Source organism: Microbacterium paludicola (genome assembly GCF_015235415.1).
Taxonomy (GTDB): domain Bacteria; phylum Actinomycetota; class Actinomycetes; order Actinomycetales; family Microbacteriaceae; genus Microbacterium; species Microbacterium paludicola.
On sequence record NZ_JADGLL010000002.1, the window covers coordinates 45,621 to 71,445 of the forward strand.

The 25,825-nt window shown below is 71.2% G+C and carries 27 protein-coding genes, 1 tRNA gene and 1 pseudogene; 14 read left to right on the plus strand and 15 right to left on the minus strand.

Annotated features, from left to right (window positions below; genetic code table 11):
- Positions 1–33 precede the first annotated feature (33 nt).
- The 3 genes from cysS to IR155_RS01360 all read left to right on the plus strand — a co-directional run bounded on the left by cysS (position 34) and on the right by IR155_RS01360 (position 3,135).
- Positions 34–1,419, plus strand: coding sequence for a cysteine--tRNA ligase (gene cysS, locus IR155_RS01350; RefSeq protein ID WP_135112410.1), 1,386 nt, complete (start codon positions 34–36; stop codon positions 1,417–1,419).
- Positions 1,412–2,392, plus strand: coding sequence for a 23S rRNA (guanosine(2251)-2'-O)-methyltransferase RlmB (gene rlmB / locus IR155_RS01355; protein ID WP_135112412.1), 981 nt, complete (start codon positions 1,412–1,414; stop codon positions 2,390–2,392). Before cysS ends, rlmB begins: the two co-directional genes overlap by 8 nt.
- 101 nt (positions 2,393–2,493) lie before the next feature.
- On the plus strand, positions 2,494–3,135 hold the full coding sequence (locus IR155_RS01360) for an NAD(P)-dependent oxidoreductase (RefSeq protein ID WP_135112414.1): 642 nt from the start codon (positions 2,494–2,496) through the stop codon (positions 3,133–3,135).
- 9 nt (positions 3,136–3,144) lie between these two features.
- Here the strand turns inward: IR155_RS01360 and IR155_RS01365 are convergent, their stop codons facing one another.
- A complete protein-coding gene (locus IR155_RS01365) occupies positions 3,145–4,425 on the minus strand; it encodes a DUF4032 domain-containing protein (protein ID WP_135112416.1) in 1,281 nt (426 codons plus the stop codon).
- Positions 4,426–4,517: 92 nt separating this feature from the next.
- Positions 4,518–5,618, minus strand: a complete 1,101-nt coding sequence (locus IR155_RS01370; RefSeq protein ID WP_135112418.1) for an ABC transporter ATP-binding protein — start codon at positions 5,616–5,618, stop codon at positions 4,518–4,520.
- 255 nt (positions 5,619–5,873) lie between these two features.
- Here IR155_RS01370 and IR155_RS01375 point away from each other — a divergent pair, with 255 nt between their 5' ends.
- On the plus strand, positions 5,874–6,794 hold the full coding sequence (locus tag IR155_RS01375; protein WP_135112420.1) for a DsbA family protein: 921 nt from the start codon (positions 5,874–5,876) through the stop codon (positions 6,792–6,794).
- A 57-nt stretch (positions 6,795–6,851) separates the two neighbouring features.
- Positions 6,852–6,927 (plus strand) — tRNA-Thr (locus IR155_RS01380).
- A 61-nt stretch (positions 6,928–6,988) separates the two neighbouring features.
- Here IR155_RS01380 and IR155_RS01385 read toward each other — a convergent pair.
- The 3 genes and pseudogenes from IR155_RS01385 to IR155_RS01395 all read right to left on the minus strand — a co-directional run bounded on the left by IR155_RS01385 (position 6,989) and on the right by IR155_RS01395 (position 9,438).
- Positions 6,989–7,360: a VOC family protein gene (locus IR155_RS01385; RefSeq protein WP_135112422.1), complete on the minus strand. Its 372-nt coding sequence runs from the start codon at positions 7,358–7,360 to the stop codon at positions 6,989–6,991.
- A gap of 87 nt (positions 7,361–7,447) precedes the next feature.
- Positions 7,448–8,149, minus strand: a complete 702-nt coding sequence (locus IR155_RS01390) for a helix-turn-helix transcriptional regulator (protein ID WP_135112424.1) — start codon at positions 8,147–8,149, stop codon at positions 7,448–7,450.
- Between the two features lie 55 nt (positions 8,150–8,204).
- Positions 8,205–9,438, minus strand: a pseudogene (locus tag IR155_RS01395) (IS3 family transposase).
- 256 nt (positions 9,439–9,694) lie between these two features.
- On the opposite strand from IR155_RS01395, the gene IR155_RS01400 reads away from it, so the two are divergent.
- Positions 9,695–11,506, plus strand: a complete 1,812-nt coding sequence (locus IR155_RS01400; RefSeq protein WP_167760681.1) for a putative bifunctional diguanylate cyclase/phosphodiesterase — start codon at positions 9,695–9,697, stop codon at positions 11,504–11,506.
- A gap of 20 nt (positions 11,507–11,526) precedes the next feature.
- On the opposite strand, the gene IR155_RS01405 is transcribed toward IR155_RS01400, so the two are convergent.
- From IR155_RS01405 to IR155_RS01415, 3 genes are all read right to left on the minus strand, one after another.
- Positions 11,527–11,922: a DUF2255 family protein gene (locus tag IR155_RS01405; RefSeq protein WP_135112428.1), complete on the minus strand. Its 396-nt coding sequence runs from the start codon at positions 11,920–11,922 to the stop codon at positions 11,527–11,529.
- A gap of 20 nt (positions 11,923–11,942) precedes the next feature.
- Positions 11,943–12,281 carry a hypothetical protein gene (locus IR155_RS01410; RefSeq protein WP_135112430.1) on the minus strand — a complete coding sequence of 113 codons (339 nt, stop codon included), beginning with the start codon at positions 12,279–12,281 and terminating at the stop codon, positions 11,943–11,945.
- 78 nt (positions 12,282–12,359) lie between these two features.
- Positions 12,360–13,853, minus strand: coding sequence for a serine/threonine-protein kinase (locus tag IR155_RS01415; protein WP_135112432.1), 1,494 nt, complete (start codon positions 13,851–13,853; stop codon positions 12,360–12,362).
- Between the two features lie 156 nt (positions 13,854–14,009).
- On the opposite strand from IR155_RS01415, the gene IR155_RS01420 reads away from it, so the two are divergent.
- Positions 14,010–15,104, plus strand: coding sequence for a CHAP domain-containing protein (locus IR155_RS01420; protein ID WP_135112434.1), 1,095 nt, complete (start codon positions 14,010–14,012; stop codon positions 15,102–15,104).
- Here the strand turns inward: IR155_RS01420 and IR155_RS01425 are convergent.
- Positions 15,097–15,342: a helix-turn-helix domain-containing protein gene (locus IR155_RS01425; RefSeq protein ID WP_135112436.1), complete on the minus strand. Its 246-nt coding sequence runs from the start codon at positions 15,340–15,342 to the stop codon at positions 15,097–15,099. The two genes, IR155_RS01420 and IR155_RS01425, sit on opposite strands and share 8 nt — an antisense overlap.
- On the minus strand, positions 15,342–15,827 hold the full coding sequence (locus IR155_RS01430; protein WP_135112438.1) for a DUF2975 domain-containing protein: 486 nt from the start codon (positions 15,825–15,827) through the stop codon (positions 15,342–15,344). The genes IR155_RS01425 and IR155_RS01430 overlap by 1 nt, the downstream gene beginning before the upstream one ends.
- 136 nt (positions 15,828–15,963) lie before the next feature.
- Between IR155_RS01430 and IR155_RS01435 the strand changes: the two genes are divergently transcribed.
- A complete protein-coding gene (locus tag IR155_RS01435; protein ID WP_322783504.1) occupies positions 15,964–16,926 on the plus strand; it encodes a DMT family transporter in 963 nt (320 codons plus the stop codon).
- Between the two features lie 7 nt (positions 16,927–16,933).
- Here the strand turns inward: IR155_RS01435 and IR155_RS01440 are convergent, their stop codons facing one another.
- Both IR155_RS01440 and msrB read right to left on the minus strand, forming a co-directional pair.
- Positions 16,934–17,461: a nitroreductase family protein gene (locus IR155_RS01440; RefSeq protein WP_135112668.1), complete on the minus strand. Its 528-nt coding sequence runs from the start codon at positions 17,459–17,461 to the stop codon at positions 16,934–16,936.
- A gap of 14 nt (positions 17,462–17,475) precedes the next feature.
- Entirely contained in the window at positions 17,476–17,883 is a 408-nt protein-coding gene (msrB, locus tag IR155_RS01445; RefSeq protein ID WP_135112440.1) for a peptide-methionine (R)-S-oxide reductase MsrB, read from the minus strand.
- Between the two features lie 104 nt (positions 17,884–17,987).
- Between msrB and IR155_RS01450 the strand changes: the two genes are divergently transcribed.
- From IR155_RS01450 to groL, 5 genes are all read left to right on the plus strand, one after another.
- A complete protein-coding gene (locus tag IR155_RS01450; protein WP_135112441.1) occupies positions 17,988–18,986 on the plus strand; it encodes a DUF2332 domain-containing protein in 999 nt (332 codons plus the stop codon).
- An 87-nt stretch (positions 18,987–19,073) separates the two neighbouring features.
- Positions 19,074–19,313 carry a DUF3263 domain-containing protein gene (locus tag IR155_RS01455; RefSeq protein WP_135112443.1) on the plus strand — a complete coding sequence of 80 codons (240 nt, stop codon included), beginning with the start codon at positions 19,074–19,076 and terminating at the stop codon, positions 19,311–19,313.
- Between the two features lie 35 nt (positions 19,314–19,348).
- Positions 19,349–19,888: a LytR C-terminal domain-containing protein gene (locus IR155_RS01460; RefSeq protein WP_135112445.1), complete on the plus strand. Its 540-nt coding sequence runs from the start codon at positions 19,349–19,351 to the stop codon at positions 19,886–19,888.
- A gap of 117 nt (positions 19,889–20,005) precedes the next feature.
- Positions 20,006–20,209: a cold-shock protein gene (locus IR155_RS01465; RefSeq protein ID WP_135112447.1), complete on the plus strand. Its 204-nt coding sequence runs from the start codon at positions 20,006–20,008 to the stop codon at positions 20,207–20,209.
- A gap of 177 nt (positions 20,210–20,386) precedes the next feature.
- Complete coding sequence (gene groL, locus IR155_RS01470; protein WP_135112449.1) at positions 20,387–22,009, plus strand: chaperonin GroEL; 1,623 nt, start codon at positions 20,387–20,389, stop codon at positions 22,007–22,009.
- A 66-nt stretch (positions 22,010–22,075) separates the two neighbouring features.
- Here groL and IR155_RS16190 read toward each other — a convergent pair whose 3' ends face one another.
- The 3 genes from IR155_RS16190 to IR155_RS01485 all read right to left on the minus strand — a co-directional run bounded on the left by IR155_RS16190 (position 22,076) and on the right by IR155_RS01485 (position 25,034).
- Positions 22,076–22,363 (minus strand): WXG100 family type VII secretion target, encoded by a 288-nt coding sequence (locus IR155_RS16190; protein WP_167760682.1) that lies wholly within the window; start codon positions 22,361–22,363, stop codon positions 22,076–22,078.
- Between the two features lie 124 nt (positions 22,364–22,487).
- Complete coding sequence (locus IR155_RS01480) at positions 22,488–24,212, minus strand: sensor histidine kinase (protein WP_409366529.1); 1,725 nt, start codon at positions 24,210–24,212, stop codon at positions 22,488–22,490.
- Positions 24,213–24,338: 126 nt separating this feature from the next.
- Positions 24,339–25,034, minus strand: a complete 696-nt coding sequence (locus IR155_RS01485) for a response regulator transcription factor (RefSeq protein ID WP_135112453.1) — start codon at positions 25,032–25,034, stop codon at positions 24,339–24,341.
- Positions 25,035–25,234: 200 nt separating this feature from the next.
- Between IR155_RS01485 and IR155_RS01490 the strand changes: the two genes are divergently transcribed.
- Positions 25,235–25,774 (plus strand): GNAT family N-acetyltransferase, encoded by a 540-nt coding sequence (locus tag IR155_RS01490; RefSeq protein ID WP_135112455.1) that lies wholly within the window; start codon positions 25,235–25,237, stop codon positions 25,772–25,774.
- Positions 25,775–25,825: the final 51 nt, after the last annotated feature.

Sequence of the window (25,825 nt, forward strand, 5' to 3'; positions counted from 1 at the left end):
GGTTTCGCATCCCTCGCCCCGTAGGCTTGAGGGGTGACCGTCCGCATCTACGACTCCCGCGCGCAGACCCTGCGCGACTTCGTGCCGCTCGTGCCCGGGAACGTGTCGATGTACGTGTGCGGTCCCACGGTGCAGTCGGGCCCCCACATCGGGCACCTGCGCGGTGCGCTCGCGTTCGACCTGATGCGCCGCTGGCTCGAGCACCGCTTCGGGCGGGTCACTCTCGTGCGCAACGTCACCGACATCGACGACAAGGTGCTCGAGAAGGCCACGCCCGACGAGCCATGGTGGGCGCTCGCGTACCGGATCGAGCAGGAGTTCACGGCGGCGTATTCCGCGATCGGCATCCTGCCGCCGACGTACGAGCCGCGCGCGACCGCATCCGTCCCGCAGATGCAGGAGCTCATCGCGCGGCTGATCGAGCGCGGCCACGCGTATGCCGCGGCGGGCGACGTGTACTTCGACGTGCGCTCGTGGCCCGAGTACGGCGCGCTCACGCGCCAGTCGCTCGACGCCATGGAGCCCGCGGCGGATGCGGATCCGCGCGGCAAGCGGGATCCGCGCGACTTCGCGCTGTGGAAGGGCACCAAGGAGGGCGAGCCGTCCTCTGCGACGTGGGAGTCGCCGTGGGGCGCGGGCCGGCCCGGGTGGCACATCGAGTGCTCGGCCATGTCGCGCCGCTACCTCGGCGCCGAGTTCGACATCCACGGCGGCGGGCTCGATCTGCGCTTCCCGCATCACGAGAACGAGCTGGCGCAGTCGACCGCGGCGGGGGATCCGTTCGCGCGCTTCTGGGTGCACAACGGCCTGGTGACGGTCGACGGCCAGAAGATGTCGAAGTCGCTCGGCAACTTCACGCTCGCGCACGACCTGCTCGCCGCGCGCCCCGCGCCCGTCGTGCGCTACGCGCTCGCCGCGGCGCACTACCGTTCGAGCCTGGACGTCTCGGAGGGCGCGCTCGACGAGGCCGCCGCCGCGCTCGGGCGGATCACGGGGTTCCTCGCCAGGGCGGAGCGCCAGCTGGGCACGGCGGACACCTCCGACGTGCCGGAGGCATTCGCCGCGGCGATGGACGACGACCTCGGCGTGCCGCAGGCGCTCGCGGTGCTGCACGAGACCGTGCGCGCCGGCAACACCGCCCTCGACGCCGGGGATCAGGCTGCGCTCCGCGCGGCGCACCAGCGCGTGACGGCGATGGTACGCGTGCTCGGGCTCGACGTCGCCGCCGAGCCCGAGTCGACGGCATCCGGTGCGCAAGCCGCCCTCTCGACCCTCGTCGAGCAGCTCATCGCGCAGCGCGCCGAGGCGCGCGCATCGAAGGACTGGGCGACCGCCGACCGCATCCGCGACCTGTTCGCGGCCGCGGGGGTCGCCCTCGAAGACAACACCGACGGAACAGTCTGGAGTATCAATGGCTAATACGGGTCGCCCCGGCGCAGGCCGCGGCAAGAAGAAGGGCCCCACGAAGGGCTCGGGCGGGCTCGGCCGCAAGGCGCTCGAGGGAAGGGGACCGACGCCCAAGGCGGAGGACCGCGTCTATCACGTCGCCCACAAGCGCAAGCAGGCCGCCGAGCGTCTGTCGGCCAAGCGCGGCACGGGCCCGAAGCCCACCACGCGGGCGCCCCGCGCGAAGGGCGACACGGACATCGAGTTCGTGACCGGCCGCAACTCGGTGCTCGAGGCGCTGCGCGCGAAGATCCCCGCGACCGCGTTCTACATCGCCCAGCGCGTGGAGATGGACGACCGCGTCAAGGAGATGCTGTCCATCGCGAAGCACCGCGACATTCCCATGCTCGAGGTCACGCGCCCCGAGCTCGACAGGATGGCCGGCTTCGACGGCGTGCACCAGGGTGTCGCGCTCAAGGTTCCGCCGTACGAGTACGCGCACCCGCAGGATCTGCTCGAGCAGGTCATCGACCGCGGCGAGACACCGCTGTTCGTCGCGCTCGACGGCGTCACCGATGCCCGCAACCTCGGCGCGATCATCCGCTCGACCGCCGCGTTCGGCGGCCACGCGGTCATCGTGCCGCAGCGTCGTTCGGCGGGAATGAACTCGGGCGCGTGGAAGACCAGCGCCGGCGCCGCCGCGCGCATCCCGGTCGCGATGGCGACGAACCTCACCGCCATGCTGAAGGACTTCAAGAAGCAGGGCGTGTTCGTGCTCGGCCTCGACGGCGGCGGCGACGTCTCGCTGCCGTCGCTCGGCCTCGCCGACCGTCCGGTCGTGGTGGTCGTCGGCAGCGAGGGCAAGGGCCTGTCGCGCCTTGTCACCGAGACGTGCGATCAGGTCGTCTCGATCCCGATCTCGTCGGCGACCGAGTCGCTCAACGCCGGCATCGCGGCATCCGTCGCGCTGTACCAGATCGCCACCCTGCGCCAGTTGCAGGACTGACCGGGAATGCGGATCGCCCGCCGGCGTTGGCGAGGATGATCCCGGATCCCCGGATCGGCTCGAGCAGTTCCCGAACCAGCCTTACCCGACAGGAGTGTGACATGGCCCGCATCGCCGTCATCGGAGGCACCGGCTACGCCGGCGGCCACATCGTGAAGGAGGCCGCGGACCGCAGTCACACCGTCGTCTCGGTCGCCCGCAAGGTGCCGGCCCAGCGCGTCCCGGGCGTCACGTACGTCGAGGGATCGCTGCTCGACATCCCGGGGCTCCTCGCCGAGCTGCAGGGTGTCGACGCGATCATCCTCGCCGTCGCGCCGCGCGGGGACATGGCGGGCAAGGTCCGTCCGGCGGTCGCCGAGCTCGTGGCAGAGCTGCCGCAGGGCGTGCGCCTCGGCGTCATCGGCGGTGCGGGCGGCAGCCTCGTCGCGGAGGGCGGCCCCCGCCTCGTCGATGCGGGCCAGTTCCCCGAGGACTTCAAGCCCGAGGCCCTCGAGGCGATCGGCGTGCTCGACGACCTGCTCGAGGCGCCCGAGTCGGTCGACTGGTTCTTCGTCCACCCGGCAGCGGGCTTCGGCGGATTCGCCCCGGGCGAGCGCACCGGCCACTACCGCACGGGCGGCGACATCCTCGTCTCGGACGAGCAGGGTGAGTCGTACATCTCCGGCGAGGACTTCGCGATCGCGATGATCGACGAGATCGAGACCCCGAAGCACCGTCGCGCGCGGTTCACCGTCGGCTACTGAGCCGCGGGCTCAGACGAGGTCGCGCCAGTCGACCTCGGGGGAGCGGGTGCCGATCGGCGCCGTCAGGGTCTCGGTGAGGGGACCCATGATGGTCGCCTCGTCGCGGCGGTGGCTGAGGACGTCGCGGATGTAGCTCGTCAGCACCTCCGCGAGGGGGACGGATGCCTCGCGCTGCTCCTGCAGGAACCAGCGGTGTTCGAGCACTTGGTGGTAGACCTCGGCGGGCTCGAGCTTGCCGCGCAGCTCGAACGGGATGGCGCGCACGACCGGCTCGAACACCTGCGTCAGCCACTCGTGCGCGGCGAGCTCCTCTTCCTCCTCGGAGCGCCCCGCGCGCAGGCGGAACTCGTCGAGGTCGTTCAGCAGGCGCCGCGCCTGGTTCTCCTCCACGTCGAGGCCGGTCAGGCGGATGAGGCGGCGCGTGTGGTGCCCGGCGTCCACGACCTTCGGCTGGATGGACACGCGGGTGCCCGACGCCTCGGTCTCGATCGACATCTCGTCGATGTCGAAGCCGAGCTCGTTCAGATGGCGGACGCGCTCGGTGATGCGCCACACCTCGCTCACCGAGAAGGTCTGCTCGTCGTGGATGGCGCTCCACAGGCCGCGATAGGCCGACACGATCCCGTCGGCGACGGCGACCGGATCCACGCCCTCGACGCGGCCGCTGGCGGCGAGATCCAGGATCTCGCCGGCGATGTTCGTGCGCGCGAGATCCAGGTCGTGGTCGCGCTGTCCGTCGCTCAGGCCGTCCTCGTGCAGCTCGCCGGTCTCGGCGTCGACGAGGTACGCGGCGAACGCTCCCGCGTCGCGGCGGAACAGCGTGTTCGACAGCGAGACGTCGCCCCAGTAGAAGCCGACGTTGTGCAGCCGCACGAGCAGCAGCGCGAGCGCGTCGACAAGGCGGGTCGCCGTGTCGGGCCGCAGCGAGTGGGTGAACAGCGCGCGGTACGGCATCGAGAACTTCAGGTGCGCGGTGACGAGCGCGGCCGGCAGGGGAGCGCCCTGCGGGGTGTGACGTCCGGCGATGACAGCGACGCGGCGCACGCACGGCACATCCAGCTTGGCGAGCGCGCCCAGCATGTCGTACTCGCGCTGCGCCATCTCGGCCGTGGTCTCCTTGACGGCGATGACCTGCCCCGACAGCTCGCTGAAGCGCACGATGTGCCGGGAGATGCCCTTGGGCAGCTTCACGATGTGCTGCGCGGGCCAGTCCTCGAGCCGCGTGGACCAGGGCAGCGTGAGCAGCTGGGGGTCGGTCTCGGCGGCGGTGATGCGCAGGGAGTCGGGCACGGATCGCCTCCGGGTCGGGTATCGGGGTGCAGGGAGAACAGAACGGCGCGGGCAGATCGCTGTGATCCGCCCGCGCCGTCAGGTGTGGTGCGTCAGGAGTGCGTGATCGCAGCCGTGACGCGCTGGCCCGACTCGATGTCGAACACGTGCACGTGGTGCGGCACGGCGGCGAGCGTGACGGTCTCGCCGGCGTTCGGGTGGTTGCGGCCGTCGACGCGGGCGACGATGTCGGTGCGGACGCCCTCGATGTCCGAGTGGCCGTACAGGTAGCCGTCGGCGCCGAGCTCCTCGACCAGGTCGACGACGACGCTGAGGCCCTCGCCGCCGGCGGGGCCGACCTCGATGTCCTCGGGGCGCACGCCGATGGTGGCCTGCTTGCCGTGCACCTTGGCCAGGGCCGAGGCCTCGACCGGGACGACCTTGGTGCCGAAGCGGATGCCGCCCTCGGCGAGGTCGGCCGAGAACAGGTTCATGGCGGGCGAGCCGATGAAGCCGGCGACGAACACGTTGTTCGGCTTCTCGTACAGATCGCGCGGCGTGCCGACCTGCTGCAGGATGCCGTCCTTCAGCACGGCGATCCGGTCGCCCATGGTGAGGGCCTCGGTCTGGTCGTGCGTGACGTAGACGGTGGTGACGCCGAGGCGGCGCTGCAGCGACGCGATCTGCGTGCGCGTCTGGACGCGGAGCTTGGCGTCGAGGTTCGACAGCGGCTCGTCCATGAGGAACACCTGCGGCTCGCGGACGATGGCGCGACCCATGGCGACACGCTGACGCTGACCACCCGAGAGGGCCTTCGGCTTGCGGTTCAGGTAGGGCTCCAGGTCGAGCAGCTTCGCCGCTTCCTGCACGCGCTTCGCGCGCTCGTCCTTGCTGACGCCGGCGATCTTGAGCGCGAAGCCCATGTTCTCGGCGACCGTCATGTGGGGGTACAGCGCGTAGTTCTGGAAGACCATCGCGATGTCGCGGTCCTTGGGCGGCACGTCGGTGACGTCGCGGTCGCCGATCAGGATGCGTCCCTCGTTGACCTCTTCGAGGCCGGCGAGCATGCGCAGCGAGGTGGACTTTCCGCAGCCCGAGGGGCCGACGAGGACGAGGAACTCGCCGTCACCGACCGCGAGGTCGAGGCTGTCGACCGCGGGGCGCGTGCCGCCAGGGTACAGACGAGTTGCGCTGTCGAAAGTGACCGAGGCCATTTCTTCTCCTTCACCGGCAGGTACGTGCCGGACGATCCGTAGTGATGGAGCGACGGGATGAGCCGCCGCCGACCCGCCTTTGGGTCTCGATCAGTATTGCATGACCGGCGGCCGGCCCGGCATCCGGGCGTGTCGCCGCGGTGTGCCGCGCCGCGTATCGCCGTCCTGTCTGGGTTTCTCCCAGCAGCCGTGGCTAGCATCGAGGACGTTGTGGCCGGTGTCTCCGGCCCCGAGATCCACGTTCCAAGAGGTTGCATGTCAAGCGACGAGACGGGCCAGACCCCCGATGCGCGTGGCCGTCGTGATGCGGTGCGCGAGAAGGCCCAGCAGGTCAAGGCGCGTCAGTCGCGCAATCGGGTGCTGCGTCTTTCGGCGATCCTGCTCGTCGGCTTCGCCGCCGTCGCGGGGGCCGCGTACTGGGTGACGAGCGCAGTCCTGCCGACGCTCTCGGAGCCGACGCTCAACCCCACCGCCATGACGGATGACGGCGTGGTCATCGACCGGGCCCTCCAGCGGGAGACGGCCGGCGAGGTCCCCGAGGAGCCGGCGGAGGGCGAGGAGGCCCCCGCTCCCGAGGAGACCCCCGCGACCGAGCCGATCCGGATCCACCTCTTCGTCGACTACCTCTCCGAGGCGGCCGGCGAGTTCCAGCGCGCGAACGCGACCCAGCTGACCGAGTGGGTCGACCAGGGTGCGGTCGAGCTCGTGTACCACCCGGTCGCCCTGCTGACCTCGAAGTCGAACGGCACCAAGTACTCGCAGCGCGCCGCGGGCGCCGCCGCGTGCGTCTACGAGCACGCGCCCGAGGCCTTCATCGCGTTCAACAACGAGCTGCTGACGAACCAGCCCCCGGTCGACAGCGACGGCTACACCGACGCGGAGCTCGCCGACCGAGCGATCGCGACGGGAGCCGACGACACCAGGGCCGTGCGCGCCTGCATCGAGAACGAGGACTTCTTCGGGTGGGCCCGCGAGGCCACCGAGCGCGCGCTGAACGAGCCGCTGCCGGGAACCGGCGACGTCTCGCTCACGGGTGCCCCGATGATCCTCGTCAACGGCGAGCCCTACGTCGGCTCGCTCGACAAGCCCGAGGAGTTCGCGGCCTTCCTGCTCGCGCTCGACAGCGAGGAGTACCTCAAGACCGCACAGCCCGAGGACGAGTCCGAGGGGCAGTGAGCGTCGGGCGTTCGCGCCCGCTCGGTATGCTGACTCGGTCGCCGTTCTCGGCGCCACGCCGGCTTAGCTCAGTTGGTAGAGCACCTGTCTTGTAAACAGGGGGTCGTGGGTTCGAACCCCGCAGCCGGCACCATATGAATGCCCTGCGTCGGCCGCGGGGGTCCGTCAGAACGTGATCATCACCCTGTGACTGGTCAGCCGGCGGGGCGGCTGAACAGGTTCACGACATTGCCGTCGGGATCGCGGAACAGCGCGGAGCGGTTGCCCCACGGCATTGTCGACGGCGGCAGCACCACGTCGCTCAGCTCGGCCTCGAGCCGGGCGAACTCGGCGTCGACGTCGTCCACCTCGAACTCCACGATCACCGAGCGGTTCGCGGAAGGGCCGACCGCGCCGCCGAGCATCGCCACCGTCGCGGGGCTGGCGATCGCGAGCGTGGCCCCCGGGCCGGTGAACTGTGCGAAGACCGGTGCGGGGCGCGCCGCGGTCTGGCCCGTGACGCGCTCGTAGAACGCGGCGAGACGGTCGACGTCGTCGGTGATGATGCGGATGGATGCGAACGGCATGGGTGCCTCCGGTCGTGGTGCGAATTCGATCCTCACCAGCCTCGCGCCGTGGCGCGACAGCGTCCTGTCGGTGTTTCGCAGGATCGATCAGGGCATGTCGTCCATGACCGGGCGAAGCGTGCCGAACGGGATGTCGAGGTCCTCCCGGCGCAGCGCGCGTGGCGGCGGGCGCTCGTCGGTGAGCTCGGCCGAGATCATCCGATCGCCGCGGAACGCCCGGGCGCCGTCGCGGAGGCGGCACCACGCGATGAGGTACCAGGTGCCGTCCCGGCCGATGGAGCCGAGCGGCTCGATCTCGCGCTCGGTGATCGACCCGTCGCGGTCCCGATAGGTCAGGCGCACCACGCGATCCGCGCGCAGGGCGTCGGCGAAGGCCGGCGGCACGGGATCCTCGTCGTCGGGCTCGAGCAGATGCACGCGCGCCGCCAGGGCCGTCGCCCGCCGGGCGTCCTCCTCGGGCATCACGGCGAGGAGCTTGCGCAGCGCCGTGCCCGCCGAGTGGCGGAAGGGACCCCGGCGGAGAGCGCCGAGGCCGACCAGCAGTGCGAGTGCCTCATCGGGCGTGAAGCCCATCGGCCCAAGCGTCGCCGACGCGTCGATCGCGTAGCCGCCGGTGCGGCCCGGATCGGCCCAGATCGGGACGCCGGACTGCTGCAGCGCGGACAGGTCGCGCTCGACGGTGCGGACGGAGACCTCGAAGCGCTCCGCAAGCCAACGCGCGCTGCGCCGGCGCGGCGATGCCGCCCGCAGTTCCTCGACCAGGGCGTACAGGCGGTCCGTGCGGTTCACGTGTCGATCATGCCCCGGGCCTTGGCCCTTGATCGTGGACACGGTGTCGGTTCGGTTATGCCGCTTCCGCGAGCGTAGCGGAGCGTGCGGCTTCGTAGGCGTTCGGGCTGATGTTGCCGATCGCGGAGTGGCGCCGGCGAGTGTTGTAGCGGTTCGCCCACCGGAACACGGCCCGGTAGGCGGTGGCCTGGTCCGGGAACGCTGACCGGCCGGCGAGGAGTTCGCGCTTGAGCGTGGCGTTGAAGCTTTCCGCGAGTGAGTTGTCGGCACTCGTGCCGACCGCGCCCGTGGACTGGGTCACGCCCAGCTGCTCGCAGAGCGCGGCGTAGGCCTTCGAGGTGTAGACGCTGCCGTGGTCGGAGTGGAAGATCGCGCCGACCAGCGACCCGCGGTCGCGGTGCGCGGCGCGGAGGGCGTCTTCGACGAGTTCGGTGCGCATGTGTCGGCGACTTGCCAGCCCGCGAGCTTCCGGGAGCCGAGATCGATGCAGGACGCGAGGTAGAGGTTCGTGCCGTCGGCGATAGGCAGGTAGGTGATGTCGCCCACGTAGCGGCGGCCGGGGTCGCCGACGGAGAAGTCCCGTCCGATCAGGTCGGGGAAGCGCCTGGCGGACTGGTCCGGGATCGTGGTCTTCACCCGTCGTCGCAACCGGATCCCCGCGAGACGGTGCTCACGCATTACCCGCGCGACGCGCTTGTGATTCACCCGCTCCGCCACGGGCACACCGTCGTTGAGGTCGGCGGTGATCCTGGGCGCCCCGTAGGCGCGGTCGCCACCCTGAGCGGGGTCTTGCAGCACCCGGATCCGCGCCGCCAACACCGCGTCGTCTGTCGCCTTCGCGGCTCGCCGCCCGGCGGAGTCCAGCCAGGCGTAGAACGACGAGCGGGCGACCTCGACGACCTCACACAACCGCTTCACGCCGTAGGCGTCCTTGTGATCCTCAACAAACTGGAAGCGGTTCACCAGTTCGTCTCCCCGGCGAAATACTTCGCCGCCTGACGGAGGATGTCCCGCTCCGTCTCGAGCTTGCGGGCGTCGGCCTGCAAGGCCGCGAGGTCGGCCTCCAACCGGAGGACCTTCGCCGCCTGCGACTCCGGTCGCCCCGTCGCCCCCGGCGGCGACGCAGCGGCAACCGTGACCCCGGAGCCGAACTTGTCGACCCACTCTTTCAGCGCACCCCGAGAGATCCCGAGATCCCCGGCGATGCCCTTGAGCGTCGAACCCGGCGTGGACTCATACAAGTCCACCGCGCGCTGCCGGAACTCGTCCGTGTAGTTCTTCCTAGCCATCCCTTGGATTCTCGCTTCCCCAGCATCGTGCTGGAATCAGCGTGTCCAAGATCAGGGGTCAAGCGCCCCCGATCGCCGCGGAGGCGCCGCCTCGTGGGTCTCTTCGTGCGATATTCGCGATACCGGTATCCGAAAATGCGGGGAAAGTCGGCGCGTGAATTCGGCGCCAAAGTGTTCCTCTGGATTTGCATAATGGGCACCGGCATAAAGGCATTCTGTTCACCGGGAGTTTCCCGGAATGCCGCACAGTGTGCGCGTGCCTTCCGAAAATCTTCTTGCCCCGCCCCGCGACGCATTCCGTCGCGTCGGTGGGACCGCCGCGGCGGGCACCGGAGCTCAGACCGTGGGGGATCTGAGCACCCCGGTGCCGACGCTCGCGGCCGACACTCCGATCCTTGTCGCCGAGCGGCGCTTCCGCGATGAGCCGACGCTCCGCGCCGTCGCCGTGGCGGGGCCGGGCGGGCTCGCGCTGCTGACGCTGCGGCTGCTCGAGACGCAGCTCAGCGGCCGCCTCGGCTACGGACGCGCACTGCTGTCGCGCGCGGTGGTGGGCGGGATCGTGGACGCCGACAGCCTCGTGCTCGAGTCGGACGCGCCGCTGCTGGAGGCGGCCGAGCAGCTGCTCACGCGTGTCGACTGGCTGCGCGACGACGAGGTGCTCGTGATGGGCCCGGACGGCGAGCCCGCCGTGGCGTCGGTATCGGTGATCTTCCGCGAGGTCGGCCTGCTGTTCCGCGACATCGCGATGCGCGACCAGCTCACGGGACTGCCCAATCGGCGCCTGCTGCACGAGCGGGGGGAGCTGCTGTCCACCGAGGTGGACCCGAGCCGGATGGCCGTGCTGTACGTCGATCTCGACGGCTTCAAGCAGATCAACGACAGCCTCGGCCACAAGACCGGCGACGAATTGCTTGTGGAGTTCGCGCGGCGGCTGAACGCGTCCGTGCGCCCCCAGGACCTCGTCGGCCGCCTGGGCGGGGACGAGTTCGCCGTGCTGCTCACCGACGTGGGCGAGGAGGAGACGATCGCGGTCGCCGACCGCATCATCGCCGCGTCGCAGGAGAGCTTCCTGATCGACGGCCTGCAGCTGTACCTGTCGGCCAGCGTCGGCGTGGTCACCGGCGCGGAGGTGGCGTACGAGGAGTCGTCGCTGAGCGTGCTCGACACGCTGCTGCAGCGATCCGACGTCGCGATGCTGCACGCGAAGCGCGCCGGCAAGGCGCGCATCGGTCGGCTCGGGGCCCACGACGACATGGCGTCACCCAACCGGCCCGCGGTGATCCGGCGCCGGCTTGGTCACGCGCTGGAGCAGGCGGCGCAGAACGAGACCGCGCCCGGCGTGCTCTCGCTGCACTACCAGCCGAAGCTCGATCTGCACTCGGGCGAGGTCGAGTCGGTCGAGGCGCTGCTGCGGTGGAACGATTCCGAGCTGGGCCAGGTCTCTCCTGCCGAGTTCATCCCCGTCGCCGAGCACACGGGCCAGATCCGGGCGCTCGGATCGTGGGTGCTGCGCGCGGCGTGCCGGCAGGCGAGGGAGTGGATGGACCAGGGGCACAGCTGGACCGTCGCGATCAACGTGTCTCCCGTGCAGCTGGGCATCCAGGGATTCGTCTCCGAGGTGCTCGGGGCGGTGCGCACCGCCGGCATCCCGACACGCCTGCTGCAGATCGAGGTGACCGAGAGCAGCGCGATCGGCGACGTCCCGTTCGCGCTCGAGCAGCTCGCGGATCTGCGGACGGCGGGCGTGCGGGTGCACCTCGACGACTTCGGCACCGGATACTCGTCGCTCGCGCGCCTGCGTCACCTGCCGCTGGACGCGCTGAAGATCGATCAGAGCATCACCGGCCGGATCGACTCGGATGAGGCCGATGCGATGCTGCTGGCGGGCGTGATCGGCGCGGCGCATCTCCTCGGGCTCACGGTGATCGCCGAGGGCGTGGAACGCGATACCCAGTTCACGCGCCTCAGTGAGCTCGGGTGCGACGTGGTGCAGGGGTACCTGATCGGCCGGCCGAGCCCCGCGGGCGACCTGCCGCGCCTGTCGGCCGGTCCGTTCCCGCTCGCCTGACGCCCGGCCGCAGCAGCGCGTCAGCCGGCGTCGGGTCGCCGGAGGATCAGCAGCGTGCTCTCCCGCGCCGCCGCGCTGACCACGGTGTCGATGTAGCGGGGACCGAAGTGGCCGTACTTCGCGCGATAGACGTCGTCGACCGCGTCCTGACGCGGATCTCCCGCGTCCACCGGCTCGAAGAGCACGTCGAACTCCGCGTCGCCGACGCGGATGCGCCCGGTTCCCGCGGCCACCGCGCGTCGGAACCAGCCGTTCTCCGGCCCGTACGCGGAGCGGACGTAGAGGCCCTCGCCGGCGCGGACGGCCCAGATGGTGACGTACGGGCGCAGTGTTCCGTCGTGCCGGTGCGAGGCGATCTGCAGCTCCTCCGCGCGCCCGATCCGGTCAAGGTCGTCTGTTGTCCACTCGCTTGTCATGCGTCCTCCTCCGTCGGCACTCACAGGGTAGGCCGGGGCGACGCCGGGAGGGGCGGTTTCGGTGCGGTTGCGCGCCGGCCGGGATCGTCCGCGAGACGCCGGGCGGCCGCGTCGCGTCGTGTCACGGCGTTGCGCCAGACGACCGTGCTGACGGTTCCGCGCTCGGCCGTCCACTCGACGATGACGACGCGGTCGTTCCAGCCGCGAGCGAAGGCCTCGATGCGCTCGGTCGGGCGATGCGGCCACGAGATCCACGCCCAGACCGGCATGGCATCGCTGTGCCATTCGATCGGCTGCGGCCCGTACGCCAGCGCCGGCAGCGTGCAGGGGGCGATGTTCGACACGACGATCTCGAGCATCTGCTCACTGACCTTCGTACTCGCCACGGATGAGGAGCGTAGGCGCAGCCGCGGACATGCGCGGCCCGCCGGCGCCGACTACTGCACCGGCTGCTCCGTGGGAAGGGGTGTCGGGATCTCGACCGGCGCCGAATCGTCGCCGTCGTCCTCGGCATCCTCCTCGGCGGCCTTCTGCTGCTCCTCCTCCGCCTTCCGCTGCTCTTCCGCGGCCTTCTCTTCGGCCTTCCGCTGCTCCTCGGCCGCCTTCTCGGCCTCCTTCGCTGCCTTCTCGTCCGCCTTGCGCTGCTCCTCCTCGGCCTTGCTCTGCTCGTCCTCCGAGACGGGCGGGGCGGCCGGCACCTCGGCGGGCTGCTCCTCGGCCGGAGCGGTCGGCTCGGGCGACGGGGTCCGCTCCACGGCGGGAGCGACGGACCGGTTCGGCTCGCCCGATCCGGCCAGCCCGGAGCCGAGCGCCCAGACTCCGATGCCCGCCGCGGCCAGTGCCGCGGCGGCCCCCGTGACGGCAAGCGCGCGGCGCCCCCGACGCGATGGTGCCGCGGGATGCGCCGCGGCCGTGTGCTGCGCCGTGACGGGAGGGCCCGGCGCCTGCGCGAACGCGGTGGTGGCGTCCGTGGCCGGGAAGGCGGTCGTCGGCGCGTCGCCCGCGGCGGCTGCGGCACCCGCGGTGCCCGCACCGAGCACCGCCGCGCCGCCGAGCGCGGCGAGAGGCACGGTCGCCGCGCCGTCGCGGTCCGCCGCCCGGCGGCTCGCGAGACGCGAGGTCTCGCCCGCGACGGCCGCGGCGGACGGGCGGTGCGCCGGATCCTGCGCGGTCATCCGATCGATCAGCGACGCCCACTCAGGCGGCACCGACGCGGGGATGGTGGGGCGCGCCGTCTGGCGCGCGACGAGGCTCTCCATCGGCGTCGACCGCGGGAAGCCCGGCGAGCCGGACAGCGTCTCGAGCAGCACAAGCCCGAGCGCGTAGATGTCGGCGGCGGGCGTCGGCGCTTCGCCGCGCGCCTGCTCGGGCGCGAGGTACGCCGCCGTGCCCATCACCAGCCCGGGGGAGGTCATCCGGTCGCCGTCGAGGAGGTACGCGATGCCGAAGTCGGCGAGCTTCGCGTGGAAGCGGCGCCCCGGTGTCTCGGTCGAGGCGAGCAGCACGTTCGATGGCTTGATGTCGCGGTGCACGATTCCCGCGCGGTGTACCGTGTGCAGGCCCTCGGCGAGCTCGGTGGCGAGGACGGCGGTCTCGGCGGGGGAGAGCGGTCCCTCCCGCAGCAGCCGCGACAGGGGTGGTCCGTCGACGTACTCCATCACGAGGTAGTCCTGGCCCTGTCCGATGTGTGCGTCGAAGAGCGTCACGAGCGACGGGTGGCTGAGTGAGGCCAGCAGGGTGACCTCGCTGTGCGCACGTGCGGCGGCGTCGCCCTCCATGTCGGCGATGAGCTTGATCGCCACGGTGCGGCCGAGGGCGGCGTCCTCGGCGCGGTAGACACGGGACATCCCGCCCGTGCCGATGCGCTCGATCAGGCGGTAACGGCCGTCGAGGATGGCGCCCGTCTGCGATTCGGGTTCGCTTCCGGTCATGCCTCCACCGTACGGACCCGGCCTGGGTGCGCCATCCGGGTTGACAATCCGCGGCCGGCTGTCCGTCGCGGTGGACAGGACCCGGTGCCCGGGCACAACCCGAGTACCCGATAGTGTTCGGCCGGGCCTGTGTGCGCACGCCCGTGAGGAGTGGATGTGACCATCGTCGACCGACGCGCCGGGATCCGGCTGCCCCGGGCCCTTGCCGCCCTGCTCGCGACCCTCGCGCTGGTGGTGTCGTCCCTGGTGTTCGTCGCGCCCGCGCAGGCGATCACCTGGGGCCCGAAGCTCTGCGACGGCTTCGCCGCCTGCGCCGCCAAGGGGTACGGCAACGCCGGCTACCAGAGCGTGTACAAGCAGTCGTTCTGGAACATGTACGGCGGTCACAACTGCACGAATTACGTCGCCTACCGCATGCAGAAGGCGGGGATCCCGCGCTTCGTCCGCGTCGGCTACGGCAACGCGTACCAGTGGGGAGCGGAGGCGAAGGCCGCGGGCCTCGCGGTCGACAAGGGCACGCCCCGCGTCGGCGACGTCGCGTGGTGGGACCGTGCCGCGATCGGCGGCAGCGGCCTCGGGCACGTCGCCTACGTCGAGAAGGTCGACGTCAGGGCCGGCACCTTCACGGTCTCGGAGGACAACTACAGCTCCGACTTCGACTGGCGCGTGTACCGGATCAGCGAGGTCTCCGGATTCATCCGCGTCGCCAAGCCGTCGCTTCCCGCGTCGCCGATCCCGACGGTCTCCGGATCGGCGGTCGTCGGCGGGACGCTCACCGCCAGGCCCGGCACGTGGGCGCCGACCGGTGTCGCGCTGACGTATCGGTGGCTGCGCAACGGGGCGGCCATCTCCGGCGCGACGAAGAGCACCTATCGCGTGGTCACGGCCGACGCCGGCACCAAGGTGTCGGTGCAGGTCACGGGCGCCAAGGCGGGATACACGACCACCACGCGCAGGAGCGCGGCGGTGTCGGTGCCGCTGCTGGCGATGAGCGCGCCGGTGCCGACGATCACCGGCACGCTGCGCGTCGGCTCGACTCTCACCGCGAACCCGGGAGCGTGGGCGCCGTCGGGCGTGGTCCTCACCTACCAGTGGCTGCGCGCCGGACAGCCGATCGCCGGGGCGACCGCGCGCACCTACAGGCTCGCGGCGGCCGACAAGGGCAAGGCGATCTCGGTGCGGGTGACCGGCAAGAAGGCGAACTACGCGACGACCGCGCGGACCAGCAAGGCGACGGCGGCGATCAGGTAGCGGCCGGCTCGGGCTCGCCGGGCTCGCCGGGCTCGTCCGGCTCCCAGCGCAGCACGTCGCCCGGCTGGCACTCGAGCACCCGGCAGATCGCGTCGAGGGTCGTGAAGCGCACCGCCTTCGCGCGGCCGTTCTTCAGCACCGCCAGGTTCGCGGGAGTGATGCCCACTCGCTCCGCCAGGGTGCCGACGGCCATCTTGCGCCGCGCCAGCATCACATCGACGTCGACGATGATCGCCATCAGACCACCCCGTCGAGCTCGGAGCGCAGCGTCCGGGCCTCGATCTCGCGGTCCATCGCCTGCTGCAGCAGCTGGCGCATCACCACGACGAGCAGCGCGACGCCGCCGGTGACGAACGCCGCCCCGCACACGAGGCCCACCACGCCGGGCGCCGCCGAACCGGGCGCCAGCAGTGCGGCGAGAGCGAAGGTCACGACCGCGTCGAACGCGATCGCGCCGATGATGACATCCACCCAGCGGAAGGCCGCGCGGGAGAAGACCGATCCTCGGCGCACGAGGGTCAGCAGGCGCCAGATGCACACGGCGCACACCTGCAGCCCGAGGATCCAGAAAGCGGCGATGGCGACGAGCACGATCCGGCCCCACAGCGCCTCTCCCTCGAGGTCGACCCACACAAGGGGCAGGATGACCGCCTGTACGAACAGGGATCCGGCGAGCGAGAGCGCGATCACGATCTGCAGCGCCAGGACGACGTACTTGCCCATGGGGCCTCCTTCATCGAAGAACGACATAAACCTATCGCAAGTCGATAGATACCGCAACGCTTTCGATCACTGTCTCCCCGAAGCGGCGCCGTCCCGGCGGATCGGGGGCGCCGGGCGCGCGCCTAGGCTGGGACGAGTGAGTGGATCCCGTGGGCCAGCCGAGGCGCGAGCGCGGCGGGGCGGGATGCTCGCCCTCGCGGCGGCGATCGCGGTCGGCGTGCTCACCGCGATCCAGTCGCGCATCAACGGCGCCCTCGGGGCGGAGCTCGACAACGGGATCCTGGCGGCGGTCATCTCCTTCGGCAGCGGACTGCTGCTGACCGCCGTGCTCGCCGCCGCGCTGCCGTCCGGCCGCGCGGGCGTGGCGCGCCTCATCGCCGGCATCCGCGATCGGGGGATCCCGTGGTGGCTGCTCATCGGCGGGGCGGGCGGCGCCTTCACCGTCGCGTCGCAGGGCCTCGTGGTCGGCATCATCGGCACCGCGCTGTTCACGGTCGGACTCGTCGCCGGCCAGACGCTCAACGGGCTTGTGCTCGATCGGGTCGGGTACAGCCCCGCCGGTGTCACGGCCGTGACCATCCCGCGGGTGCTCGGCGTCGGGCTGGCGCTCGCCGCGGTCGCGGTGTCGCTCGCCGGTGGCGGAACCGCAGAGGCGCCGCTGTGGATGCTCATCCTGCCGGTGCTCGTCGGCGCCGGGCTCGCGTGGCAGCAGGGAACGAACGGGCGGCTGCAGCTGAAGACCGGTTCGGCGCTCACGGCGACGTTCGTGAACTTCGTCGGCGGCACGGTGCTGCTCGCGATCATCGCGCTCGTGCAGGTGCCGCAGGTCGGGTTCTCGCCGCTGCCCGCGTCGCCGTGGCTGTACACCGGCGGCGCGGTGGGCGTGATCTACATCTTCCTGTCGGCCGCGCTCGCGCCGCGGATCGGGGTGCTGCTGCTGTCCCTCGGGTCGGTGCTCGGCATGCTCGTGGGATCGTTCGTGCTCGACCTCGTATGGCCGCCCGCCGTGCCGCCGTCGCCGATCCGCTCGGCGATCACCGTCGTCATCGCCTGCGTGGGCGTGGCCGTCGCGGCCTTCGGGCGTCGGCCCGTCCGCTGACGCGAGGTCAGTCCTTCTTGCCGCGCGGCATGCGCGAGAGGTGGCGGGCGCCGTCGATCGTCTTGCCGCGCAGCGGACGCGAGCGCTCGGGCTTGCCACCGACGTAGAGCCAGCCGAGCAGGTGCTCGCCCTTCTCCAGGCCGTGGGCCTTCGCGACCGCCTTGGCGCGCGTGTAGTCGCCGGTGCGCCAGAACACTCCCCAGCCGGCCTCGTCGAGCAGCAGACTCAGGGCGTGCGCGACGCCCGCGGCGGTCGCCTCCTGCTCCCAGGCGTCGACCTTCTTCGAGCGCACCGATGCCACGACCGCGATCAGCAGGGGAGCGCGCAGCGGCTTGGAGTACACGCCCTTCTTGCCCTCTGACTTCGCGATCGCGCGGCCGAGGGCGATCCGGTCGTCGCCGCGGATCTCGATGAGCCGCCAGGGCCTGAGCTCCTTGTGATCGGCGACGCGTCCGGCGGCCGAGACCAGCTCGACGAGCTCGTCGTGGGTCGGCGCCGCATCCGTGACTTTCGAGAGCGAGCGGCGGGCCCGCATCGCCTCGAGGGCGGTCACGACTCCTCAGCGGGTGCGAAGTTCAGGGAGAGTGAGTTCATGCAGTAGCGGTCGCCGGTCGGCGTCCCGAACCCGTCGGGGAAGACGTGGCCCAGGTGCGAGCCGCAGTTCGCGCAGCGCACCTCGGTGCGCCGCATGCCGTGGCTGTTGTCCTCGAGCAGCTCGACCGCGTCGGGGCGCACCGACTCGTAGAAGCTCGGCCAGCCGCAGTGCGAGTCGAACTTGGTGCCGCTCTGGAAGAGCTCGCTGCCGCACGCGGCACACGTGTACAGGCCCGCGCGCTCCTCATCCAGCAGCTCGCCCGTCCACGGGCGCTCGGTGCCCGCCTCGCGCAGCACCGCGTACTGCTCGGGCGAGAGCTCAGTGCGCCACTCGTCCTCGGACTTGCTCACGTTGTACGACATGGAATCCTCCCGGGGGTCGCTATCAAGATTACGGCCGTCTGCGGCCATCGGGATCGTGTGTGACGCAGGACGGATCGGCCTCCCGGCCCCGGGAGAATGGGGCGATGGACACGCACGAGGACGCCGCGGCTGCCGTCGCCGAGCGCTTCGCCCGCTTCGCCCGCGACGAGGCGCCGGGTCGGTCGGACGTCTACCTGTCATGGGCGCGCGAGGTCGCGGGCGACGCCGGGCTGCGCGACATCCTGTCCCGCATCCCGGCCACGCACCGGCAGCCCCCGCTCGTCTTCGCGGTCACGCGGATGCTCGGGGCGCCCGTCTCGGACGGGCCCACGTGGGCGGCGTTCGTCCGCGCGCATGCGGAAGAGGTCGTGGCCGAGTGCGCCGCCCGCACGCTGCAGACGAACGAGCCGCTGCGCTGCGCCGTGCTGCTGCCGGCGCTCGCGCTGATCGACGGCCCGATCGCCCTGCTCGAGCTCGGCGCCTCGGGCGGGCTCTGCCTGTATCCGGATCGCTACGCCTACCGCTACGAAACCGTCGCGATCGGGGAATCGACCGTGACGCTCGCATCCGCGTCGCGTGGTGCCGCGCTGCCGGAGCCGCGGCTGCCCGAGATCGTCTGGCGCGCGGGGATCGACCTGCAGCCGCTCGACGCCCGTGACCCGGCCGACCGCGCCTGGCTCGAGGGACTTGTGTGGCCCGAGGAGAGCGAGCGCGCCGCACGCATCGCCGCGGCGCTCGGCATCGTCGCCTCGGAGCCGCCCCGCCTCGTGGCGGGGGACGCCGCCGACGTCGACCTCGTCCGCCGGGTCGCGGCGGACGCCCCCGCCGACGCCACGCTCGTCGTCACGACGCCGGGGATCCTGCCGTACGTGCCACGCGCCCGCCGCGACGGGCTGATCGCGGCGCTCACCGCGGCTCCGGACGATGCCGCCGGCATCCGCGCGGGCGGCGTGCGCTGGATCACGCTCGACCAGCCGGGCCTCCACGACGCGTGGGTCCCGCCGATCGACCCCGCGACGTGGCCGGGCTTCGCGCTCGCGCTGGACGGGCGGGTGCTCGCCGCGGCCGACCCGCTCGGATCCTGGATCGACTGGCGCGCGTGATCGACGCCGGGCCCGCTCGACGGTGAATGACGGCACCTCTCGGTGCGCCTCCCGACCCGCGCCAGACGGGCGCCTAGCCTCGAATCCATGCCCCTCTCCGACCGCGACCGCGCCCTCCTGGCGTTCGAGGCGCGCTGGCGCGTCCACGGTGGCGCGAAGGAGGAGGCGATCCGCTCGGAGCTCGAGATGGCGCCCGCCCGCTACTACCAGCTGCTCGGCCGGCTGATCGACTCGGGCGACGCGCTCGCCGCCGATCCGCTGCTCGTCGGGCGCCTGCGGCGGATGCGCGACGCGCGCGACGCCGCCCGCTCCCGCATCGCCGGCTGAGAGGTCCTGCTCGGACGCCCGGGTACGATCGAGCCGTGCCGACCAGCTTCCCCCGGGACCGTTTCGACGACGTCCCCCGCCAGCCCGCCCGCGTCGGCGCTCATCGGGCCGAGCAGCCTCGCACCCCGCGCGGCGTCGTGCTGATGTGGGCCGCCCTCGCGACGGTCATCCTGATGATCGCCGGAATCCTCGGGTTCCTCGTCCTCTCGCAGCGCACCGGGATCGTGCCCGACCCGCCGCAGGCCGAGCCGACCGTCGCGCCCGTCGTCGACACCGAGTACACGGTGCTCGTGCTCAACGGAACGAGCACGAGCGGCGTCGCCGAGGAGGTGGCCGCTCAGCTCGTCGCGGCCGGATGGGAGGAGGGCTCCGTCATCCCCAGCGACTCGTCGGCCACCGACTTCCCGGAGACCACTGTCTACTACGCGTCGCCCGAGGAGGAGGCCGCCGCGCTCGGCGTCGCCCAGGCGATCGGGGGCGCGCGCACGGAGCAGAGCGACCAGTACGACCAGCCGGGCGACGAGGAGAAGGAGCTCACGGTCGTCGTCGGACTCGACCGTGTTTCCGCCGGGTAAACAGTTCGATGCAGGCGTGTCAATAGTCGCCTGAACCGCCTCGAGCCCCGAAAACACGCGGATACGATTCCCCGGTAATCCCCTCCATCAGGAGGGCCCAGTACCAGGAGAGTTCGCATGACCCAGGGCACCGTCAAGTGGTTCAACGCCGAGAAGGGCTACGGGTTCATCACCGTGGCGGACGGCAGCCAGGACGTCTTCGTCCACTACTCGAACATCGAGATGAGCGGATTCCGCGTGCTCGAGGAGGGCCAGGCGGTCGAGTTCAACGTCGGCACCGGCCAGAAGGGCCCGCAGGCCGAGGCAGTGCGTCCCGTCTGATCCCCATCGTTCCCGGAAGGCGCCCCGTGACATCGCTCGCGGGGCGCTTTCCGTGTGTACGGCGCGGCGGCCCACGCGGCTTGCACTCGATGGGGGTGAGTGCCAGAATCGTCCTGGCACTCCCCTCAGGTGAGTGCTAAAGACCACACGCCTACGTCCGGGAGGGACGACACCAACATGGCAAAGATGATCGCTTTCGACGAGGAGGCCCGCCGCGGCCTCGAGCGCGGCCTCAACATCCTGGCCGACGCCGTCAAGGTGACGCTCGGCCCGCGCGGTCGCAACGTCGTGCTCGAGAAGAAGTGGGGCGCCCCCACCATCACGAACGACGGCGTCTCGATCGCCAAGGAGATCGAGCTCGACGACCCGTACGAGAAGATCGGCGCGGAGCTCGTCAAGGAGGTCGCCAAGAAGACCGACGACGTCGCCGGTGACGGCACCACGACCGCGACCGTTCTCGCCCAGGCTCTCGTCCGCGAGGGTCTCCGCAACGTCGCCGCGGGCGCTGACCCGATCAGCCTCAAGCGCGGCATCGAGAAGGCCGTCAAGGCGCTCTCGGACGAGCTGCTCTCGCAGGCCAAGGAGGTCGAGTCCAAGGAGCAGATCGCTGCGACCGCCTCGATCTCGGCCGCCGACCCCGCCATCGGCGAGCTCATCGCCGAGGCCATCGACAAGGTGGGCAAGGAGGGCGTCGTCACCGTCGAGGAGTCGAACACCTTCGGCACCGAGCTCGAGCTCACCGAGGGTATGCGCTTCGACAAGGGCTACCTGAACCCCTACTTCGTCACGGACCCGGAGCGCCAGGAGGCCGTCTTCGAGGACCCGTACATCCTCATCGCGAACCAGAAGATCTCGAACATCAAGGATCTTCTCCCCGTCGTCGACAAGGTGATCCAGTCGGGCAAGGAGCTCGTCATCATCGCCGAGGACGTCGAGGGCGAGGCTCTTGCGACGCTCGTGCTCAACAAGATCCGCGGCATCTTCAAGTCGGTCGCCGTCAAGGCCCCCGGCTTCGGTGACCGTCGCAAGGCTCAGCTGCAGGACATCGCGATCCTGACCGGCGGCCAGGTCATCACGGAGGAGGTCGGCCTCAAGCTCGAGAACACCGACCTCGAGCTGCTCGGTCGTGCCCGCAAGGTCATCGTCACCAAGGACGAGACCACGATCGTCGAGGGTGCCGGCGATGCCGGTCAGATCGAGGGTCGCGTCACGCAGATCCGTCGCGAGATCGAGAACACCGACAGCGACTACGACCGCGAGAAGCTGCAGGAGCGCCTCGCCAAGCTCGCCGGCGGCGTCGCCGTCATCAAGGCGGGCGCGGCCACCGAGGTCGAGCTCAAGGAGCGCAAGCACCGCATCGAGGACGCCGTCCGCAACGCGAAGGCCGCCGTCGAGGAGGGCATCGTCGCCGGTGGTGGCGTCGCCCTCATCCAGGCCGGCAAGGTCGTCTTCGCCGGTGACCTCGGCCTGGTCGGCGACGAGGCGACCGGTGCGCAGATCGTCAAGGTCGCCATCGAGGCCCCGCTGAAGCAGATCGCGCTCAACGCCGGCATGGAGCCGGGCGTCGTCGCCAACAAGGTCGCCGACCTCCCCGTCGGCCACGGCCTGAACGCCGCCACCGGCGAGTACGGTGACCTGTTCGCGCAGGGCATCATCGACCCCGCCAAGGTGACGCGATCGGCGCTGCAGAACGCCGCGTCGATCGCCGGCCTCTTCCTCACGACCGAGGCCGTCGTCGCCGAGAAGCCCGAGAAGGCGTCGGCGCCGGCCGGCGACCCCACGGGTGGCATGGACTTCTGATCCAGAGCCGCTGAGCCAGAACGGCCCCTCCTTCGGGAGGGGCCGTTCTGCTGTCCGCTGTCGGGGTCAGCGGAACATCCCGGAGGTGAGGCGCTCGGCCTCCGCGTACTGCGAGCTCGCCGCGCCGAGTGCGCGGCCGAGTCCGTCGAGGGCCTGCTCGACGGACTGCTGCACGGCCTTCCACTGAGCGAGCGCGGACTGGAACGAGGTGGCGCTGGCGCCCGTCCACGTCGTCTCGAGCTGCGCGAGCTGACCGCTGAGGGTCAGGCTCGTGGTGCGCAGCTGCTCGGCGGTGGCGAGGGCCTGCCCGTTGGCGGCGGAGACCGCGTCGGTGTCGACGGTGAAGATGGCCACGATGTGCTCCCTGGGTCGTGTGGCGGGTGGATGACCCCACGCTAGGAAGCCCGCACACCCCGCAGGGGGCCGGCAGCGGATCCGGGAGAGACCGGTCCGCGAACGCGTGCTGTGGACGACCGGCTCAGTCGGTGAGCTCGCGCCGCACGCGCGGCACAGGCCGGGTCTCGGCGAGATCCGGCTCGGGAGCGGGAGGCGGTGCCAGCGGGAACGCGACGCGGAAGGTCGCCCCGCCGCCCGGGGTGTCGAGCACCTTCACCGAGCCGTGCAGGGCCTCGACGATCGAGGCGACGATCGCCAGCCCGAGGCCGCTGCCGCCGGTCTCGCGTGCGCGCGAGGAGTCCGCCCGCCAGAACCGCTCGAAGATCTGGTCGCGGATCGCCTCGGGAACTCCCTCGCCGTGGTCGACGACGGCGATCCAGCCCATCCGCGCGGCGACGTCGACGCCGACCTCGATCTCGATCGGCGAGCCCTCGGGGCTGAAGCGGCGGGCGTTGCCGAGCAGGTTCGCCACGACCTGGCGCACCCGGTGCTCCTCCCCGAGGATCACCGGCGGCACCGCCACGGGGCGCAGCGAGTGCGGCACCGAGAAGTCGAGTCGCGGCACCCCGCCCGAGGGGCGGTCCTCCTCCACCACCGGCAGCTCGCCGGTGTGCGGATCGCCCGGTGCCTTCGGCCGGCGCCGCAGCAGCGAGCTCAGGCCCTCGGTCGCGGCGCTCAGGGTGCGGGGGAGGCGGCGCGGCGTCTCGTGCGGGTGGGCGTCCTCCGGCTCCTCGCTGCGCACCAGCGCGATCGGCTCCGTGAGGGCCTCGATCGTCGTGTCCACCACCGTCACGTCGCGCCCCGGCTCGGCCGCCCGCACGTCCAGCGCGGCGTCGCGTGCGATCGGGCGCAGATCCAGCGGCTGGATGTCGAGCTCGCGCTTCTCGTCGAGGCGGGCGAGGGCGAGGAGGTCCTCGACGAGGACGCCCATCCGGATCGCCTCCTTCTCGATCCGCTCCATTGCGCGCGCGGTGTCGTCCTCGCCCTGGATGGCCCCCATCCGGTACAGCTCGGCGTAGCCGCGCACGCTCACGAGGGGAGTGCGCAGCTCGTGGCTGGCATCGCCGACGAAGCGGCGCATCTGGCGGACGGTCGCGTCGCGCTCGGCGATCGCGTCGTCGATCCGGTCGAGCATGGTGTTGATCGCCGCCTTGAGGCGGCCGATCTCGGTGCGCGGCTCGATGTCGCTCAGGCGCTGGCTGAAGTCGCCCGCGGCGATCGACATCGCGGTGTTCTCGACCTGGCCGAAGCGGCGGAACGTCAGCGTCACCGCCCAGCGCGTGAGCAGGGCGCCGCCGATGATGGTGACAAGCGCGACGAGGAAGAAGATGCCGAAGTACGTGCCCACGACGTCCTCGACCTCGTTCAACGGCCGCGCGACAAGCTGCGTGTAGATGTTGTTGCTGCCGGGGAACTGGATCACCGCGAACGCCGCGCGGTACTCCATCTCGCCGTCCGCGTCGGTGAGGCGCTTGATCTCGCCGGCGTGCGAGTAGGCGTAGTCGAGGGCGATCGAGTCGGGGAACACCGGCGGCGGCCAGGGCGCCTCGGGTCCGGGGCCGCCGGCGCGCGAGAGAAGCTGCCCGTCGACGCCGTACAGTGCCACGTAGTAGTCGGTGCGCGGGGCGTTCGCCTTGGCCGTGAACAGCGGCCCGTTGCTGCCGTCGGAGATGTTGAACAGCTGCTCGCCGACGGCGGAGGAGGCGAGCTGCTGCAGCGAAGACTCGATGCTTCCGATCAGCGCCTGGCGCAGCATCGGCACCGTGCCGATGCCGGCGGCCATCAGGCCCAGCGCGAGCACGGTCACCGTGACCCCGGTGACCTTCGCCCGAAGGCTGATCCGCCGCCACCAGGTGGTGACCGCGTCGGTCTTCTTCGCCAGGACGTGCCTCTTTCGGTGGGTGCGTCCGCCGGATCGGCGGGCGCGACGGGATCAGCCCGCCTTGTCGACCTTCAGCATGTAGCCGAAGCCGCGCTTGGTCTGGATGAGCGACTCCGACGCGTGCGGGTCGATCTTGCGGCGCAGGTACGAGATGTAGCTCTCGACGATGCCCGCGTCGCCGTTGAAGTCGTACTCCCACACGTGATCGAGGATCTGCGCCTTCGACAGCACCCGGTTGGGGTTGAGCATGAGGTAGCGCAGCAGCTTGAACTCGGTGGGGCTGAGGTCGATCTGCGCGTCGCCGACGAACACGTCGTGCGTGTCCTGATCCATCGTCAGCTCGCCGGCGCGGATCACCTGCTCGTCCTCGGTGTCCTGCATGGTGCGGCGCAGGATCGCCTGGATGCGGGCGACGATCTCGTCGAGGCTGAAGGGCTTGGTGACGTAGTCGTCGCCGCCGGCGTTCAGGCCCTTGATCTTGTCTTCGGTCTCGTCCTTCGCGGTGAGGAAGAGGATCGGCGCCGTGAAGCCGTGGTCGCGCAGACGCGTGGTGACGCTGAACCCGTTCATGTCGGGAAGCATCACGTCCAGCACGATCAGGTCGGGCTCCTCCTCCAGCACGGCGGAGATCGTCGCGGCGCCGTTGCCTACGGTCTTCACCTGGAAGCCCGCGAACCGCAGGCTCTGCGAGAGCAGGTCTCGGATGTTCGGCTCGTCGTCGACGACCAGGATGCGCGGTGCGGTCATGGCCCCATTATGTCCGTCCCCCCTTTGATCTGGGCGGATTTCGCCCCGGATCGGCCCATAGCGAAATCGCGAGCGCCTGCGGTGGACGTCGTGGCGCGCGGATCCAGGCCGGAGCGGGCCACCACGCGGCGGGGTACACGCCGCCACAATGCCGCAGGCGGCTCGGCGCTGCGGGCCCCTGCCTCAGTCAGAATGTGACGATGACGCAAGATCGCCGGATCCGGCTCGCGACGACCGAGGACGCGGCCGCCTGCGCGGTCATCTACGCGCACTACGTGCGGCACACGGTCATCACGTTCGAGACGGAGCCGCCGTCCGTGGCGGACATGGCGGTCCGCATCGCGACGTCGAACGAGCGGCACGCGTGGCTCGTGCTCGAGGAGGCGGGTGCCGTCGTCGGATATGCCTACGCCGGCCCCTTCAAGCCGCGCGCCGCCTACCAGTGGAGCTGCGAGGTCAGCGTGTACCTGCACCCGGAACACCGCGGCGCCGGCGCGGGACGCGCGCTGTACGACGCTCTGCTGCCGATGCTCCGTGAGCGAGGCTACCGGCGGGCGATCGCGGTCGTCGCGCAGCCGAACCCGGCGAGCAATCGCCTGCACGAGAAGCTCGGCTTCACGCACACCGGCACGCAGCCCCGGGTCGGGTGGAAGCACGGCGCCTGGCACGACGTGGCGTGGTCGCAGCTCGACCTCGTGCAGGACGAAGACCTCGTCGCACCGCCCGCGCCGCCCGCGTGATCGCGCCGGCAGCGCCCGCCGTCCCTCGCCGCTCGATGCCATGGCGGGTGC